The organism is Actinomadura sediminis (genome assembly GCF_042675525.1).
GTDB lineage: Bacteria > Actinomycetota > Actinomycetes > Streptosporangiales > Streptosporangiaceae > Spirillospora > Spirillospora sediminis.
Map to the genome: position 1 here is coordinate 1 of NZ_JBHTJA010000206.1, position 4459 is coordinate 4459.

The 4459-nt window shown below is 72.3% G+C and carries 5 protein-coding genes; all 5 read right to left on the reverse strand.

The genetic code is table 11. The annotated features are described in order from the left end of the window. On the reverse strand, positions 1-1196 hold a 1196-nt coding region (locus tag ACFQ11_RS37125; RefSeq protein WP_378307555.1), incomplete at its 3' end, for a complex I subunit 4 family protein. 2 nt (positions 1197-1198) lie between these two features. After that, on the reverse strand, positions 1199-3073 hold the full coding sequence (locus ACFQ11_RS37130) for an NADH-quinone oxidoreductase subunit 5 family protein (RefSeq protein WP_378307557.1): 1875 nt from the start codon (positions 3071-3073) through the stop codon (positions 1199-1201). Beyond that, a complete protein-coding gene (gene nuoK, locus ACFQ11_RS37135; RefSeq protein ID WP_378307559.1) occupies positions 3070-3375 on the reverse strand; it encodes an NADH-quinone oxidoreductase subunit NuoK in 306 nt (101 codons plus the stop codon). The genes ACFQ11_RS37130 and nuoK overlap by 4 nt, the downstream gene beginning before the upstream one ends. After that, positions 3372-3908 carry an NADH-quinone oxidoreductase subunit J gene (locus ACFQ11_RS37140; protein WP_378307561.1) on the reverse strand — a complete coding sequence of 179 codons (537 nt, stop codon included), beginning with the start codon at positions 3906-3908 and terminating at the stop codon, positions 3372-3374. Before ACFQ11_RS37140 ends, nuoK begins: the two co-directional genes overlap by 4 nt. 9 nt (positions 3909-3917) lie before the next feature. Further along, on the reverse strand, positions 3918-4459 hold a 542-nt coding region (locus tag ACFQ11_RS37145), incomplete at its 5' end, for an NADH-quinone oxidoreductase subunit H (RefSeq protein WP_378307563.1).

Genomic DNA, 4459 nt, shown 5'->3' on the forward strand with positions numbered 1-4459 from the left:
GCGATGAAACCCGAGAGGCCGGGCAGTCCGAGGGAGGCGAACGCGCCGAGGGCCACGAGTCCGGAGAAGATCGGGGCCACCGCGGCGGTGCCGCCGAACCGTCCCATGTCATAGCTGTGCGCCCGGTCGTAGAGCACGCCTGCGAGGAGGAACAGGGCGCCGGTGACCAGGCCGTGGCTCACCATCTGCGTGACGGCCCCGGTCACCGCCAGCCGGCGCGCGGCCTCGTCCCCGACCGCGCCGGCGGCGCCCAGGGCCACGACGATGTAGCCCATGTGGTTGACCGACGTGTAGGCGATCAGGCGTTTGAGGTTCTCTTGGGCGAACGCCACCAGCGCCCCGTACAGGACGCCGACCAGCCCGACGATGATGATCGCCCACGCGTACCGCCGCCAGGCGTCCGGCAGCATCGGCATCGCGATGCGCACGAACCCGTACGTGCCCATCTTCAGCAGGATCCCGGCGAGGATCGCCGAGCCCGCGGCGGGCGCGTCGGTGTGCGCGGGCGGGAGCCAGGTGTGGAACGGCACGGTCGGCGTCTTGATCGCGAGCCCGATGCCGATCGCGAGCAGGACGAGCGCCGCGAGTCCCGGCGTCCCGGACAGCGGCGGCGTGCGGGTCAGCTCGACCATGTCGAAGGTGTGGGGTTCGGCGCCGAGGTAGAGGCCGATGAAGCCGAGCAGGAGCGCGAGCGAGCCGAGGAAGGTGTAGAGGAAGAACTTCAGCGCCGAGCGTCTCCTGTCGCCGTGCCCCCATCCCGCGATGACGAAGTACATGCCGACGATGGACAGGTCGAAGAAGACGAAGAACAGCAGCAGGTCGAGGGCCGCGAACAGCCCCAGCGACACCGTCTGCAGGAACAGGAAGAGCGCCGCGAAGGCCCGCACCTGCTCGGTCTGGCGCAGCGAGTAGACCGCGCAGACCAGGAACAGCAGTGCGGTGAGCGCCAGCAGCGGCAGCGACAGCCCGTCGACCCCGATGTGGTAGCCGGCGTTCACCGACGGGATCCAGCGCGCATTGGTCTCGTAGGAGACGCCGTCGCCGTTCCCGTGGCCGATCCACAGGACGACGACCAGGGCGAAGTCGGCGGCGCATGCGGTGATCCACGTCCAGATCACCGCACGGTCGCCGATCCTGGGGACGGCGTAGAGCCCGAGGCCGACCGCGAGCGGAAGGAAGATCGCAACGGAGAGCACGTTCACCTGACCAGGAGGACGACGGCGATGAGCACGGCGAGGAGGACGGCGGCCTGCGCGTAGTAGGTGTGCACCTGTCCGGTCTGCGGGCGGCGCGCGAGCCCGCCGGCCCGGCGGATCCCTCCCCCGATGGCGTCGACCAGCCCGTCGACCCGGATCTCGGCTCCGCGAGCGACGAGCGCCGCGGTGCCCCTCCCGGCGGCGGCGGCCGCCCGCACGCCGCCGTCCACCACCCGGTCGTCGAACCGCGCGAGCGTCCGGGCGAGCGCGAAGGCGGGACGCGCGACGAGCAGGTCCGCGAGCCGTTCGAGGTGAAGCCAGTGCCGGACGGGCGACGGCCCCGCCGTGCGGGCTCGTCCGGGACGGCGCGTGAGAGCCCACGTCACCGCGAGCACCGCGAGCGCCAGGCCCCCGGAGAGCACGAGTTCCACGGGCCCGGGAACCGGTTCGGGGCCGGTGCCGAGCAGGTCTTTCCACGCCCCGGCCACCGGAGGCATCTCGAGGACGCCCAGGACCGCGGCCGCCGAGGCGAGGACGGGCAACGGCAGACGTTCGAGAAGCCCGACGTGTCGTGTCCCGGTCTCCTCGGTGTCCACACGCGTCATCGCGTCCACCGGACGGCTCACCGCGATCAGCGCCCGGATCGCATAGCCCGTCGACAGCAGCCCGGCCGCGAGCCCGACGGCGTACAGCGCGTGCGACCGCTCGAGCGCCGCCGCGAGCACCGAGTCCTTGGCCGCCCACAACGACAGCGGCGGCACTCCGGCGAGGGCGAGCGTCCCGGTTCCGAAGGTGACGCCGACCAGCCGGTACCGGCGGGCCGCGCCGTGCAGCTCGGCGAGATCCTTGGTGCCCAGTGCGGCCAGCCACGCCCCGGCACCGAGGAACAGCAGGCTCTTCACCGCGGCGTGCGCGACGAGCTGGGCGGTACCGCCCGCGACGCCGCCCGCTCCGGCACCCAGCACCATGAAGCCGATCTGCGCGCACGTCGACGCCGCCAGCAGTTGCTTCAGGTCGCGCTGCGCCAGGGCGACCGCGCCCAGGAGGAGCGCGGTGAGGGCGCCCGTCCAGGCCACGAGCGTCGCCGCCCAGCCGGTGGCGGTCAGCAGCGGGTTCAGGCGCAGCAGCAGGTAGGCGCCGGCGGCGACCATGGTGGCCGAGTGCAGCAGCGCCGACACCGGACTCGGACCGGCCATGGCCCGCGACAGCCAGAAGGAGAACGGGAGCTGCGCCGATTTGCCCAGCGCGGCCAGGACGACGCCGGCGGCGATGAGGTCGCGCCAGCGGCCGTCGGCGGCCGCGAGCCCGGCGAGGTCCAGGGAGCCCGTCCCGGCCATGGCGGCACCGGCGGCGAAGTAGAGCCCGAGGTCCCCGGCGCGGGTGGTCACGAACGCGACGCCGGCGGAGCCGACCCGGCCGCGGTCCCGCCACCAGAAGCCGATGAGCGCGTACGACATCGCGCCCATGACCTCCCACGCCATGAGCAGGACGGCCAGGTCGGTCGCGGTGACCGTCACGAGCATGGCCCCGGTGAAGACCAGCATCAGCCCGAAGAAGCGCGCCCGCGATTCGTCCGCGGAGAACTCTCCGGCGGCGAAGACGACGACGGCGAGGCTCACCGACGCGACCGTCAGGACCAGGACGGCCGACAGCCCGTCGACCTCCATGCCGGCGGGCGACCGGCCGAAGAGGGGGAACCGCGCGACCGGCCGGGTCAGGGCCGCGGCGACGGCGAGCCCCAGGGTGGCGAGCATGGCGGCCGCGGCGATCGCCGGAGCCGGGCGGTCCAGCCGCCGCCCGGCCGCGAACCGTCCGGCGAGCAGCGACGCGCCGGCCGCGATCGGGACCGCGGGGAGAAGCCAGCCGAGAGAGTTCATCCCTTGAGGTCCTCCGCGCTGTCGGTGACGTCGACGTCGCGCGCGCGGAACAGGGCGGTCACCACGGCGAATCCCATCGCCATCTCCAGCGCCATCACCGTCACGGCCACGAGCACGAGGACCTGCCCGTCCGCCGTGCCGGGGGCGACGTAGAACCAGAACGCCGCCCCCGCGACCAGGACCGCGTTGATCATCAGCTCCAGGCCCATCATGAGCATGACGATCGACTGCTGGGACAGCGCCCCGTACAGCCCCACCGAGAACAGCGCCGCGGCGAGCAGGAGGAAGAGCTCGAGGTTCACGACCCACCGCCGTCGCGTGCGGCGGCGCGGGACGGGCGGTCGTAGCGGCCCCGGTCGGTCGCGAGCACGACCGCGGAGATCATCGTGGCGAGGATGGCGATCCCGATCACCATCATGACCAGCATCTTCGATCCCATGATCGCCTCGCCCAGCGAGTACGTCGGGTCCGGCGGCGGCGTCCCGCGCCGCTCCGGCCACGGGACGAGGAGGACACCGGCGGCCATCGCCGCGAAGGCCGTGATCGATATCGCGAGGGCGCCGCGATGGTTGTGCACCATCGTCATCGGCATGAGCCCGCCGGGATTCATCATGTACATGATCATGAAGACCGCCATGATCAGCATTTCCATGATCATCATGAGCACGACCAGGACCCCGAGATAGTCGAGATCGAGCAGCAGCAACTCCGCCCCGACGCACAGGAACGAGGCCAGCAGGGCGAACGTGGCCCGCGCCATCGAGTCCACGACGAAGACGGCCACCCCGAACCCGACCGCGCCGACGGCCAGGATCCAGAACGCGATGGTCTGCATCTCACCTCCTCAGGTCACGACCACGATTCCGACGACCAGGGCCTGCAGCAGCGTGGCCGGAATCAAGATCGTCCAGGCCGCCGTCATGAAGCGGTCCATCCGGATCGCCGGGAGCCGGCCCCGCATCCAGACCAGCAGGGCCAGCACCGCGAGCGTCTTGAGCAGCGACCACGCCCATCCGGGGAGCCACGGCCCCGCGCCGCCGCCGAGGAACATCGGCACGGCCGCCGCCGCGGCGACCGTCAGCAACGCGAGCCGGCCGGCGAGGAACAGCAGCCTGTCCGGGCCCGACAACTCCGCCGGGACCCCGCCCGCGATGTCGCCCCCCAGCGGGTGGCCCAGCGGACCCCAGAAGGCCATCGCGAGCGCCGACAGGAGATAGACGGCGAACGCGACCGGCATCCAGACCACGAACCACAGCCCGCCCTGCGCGGCAGCCACCTCCCCGAAGTCCAGCGACCCCGCCCCCAGCGCGACCGTGGCCAGGACGAACATGTGCGGCAGCTCGTACGCCAGTCCCTGGGCCAGGAACCGGTAACCGCCGACCAGCG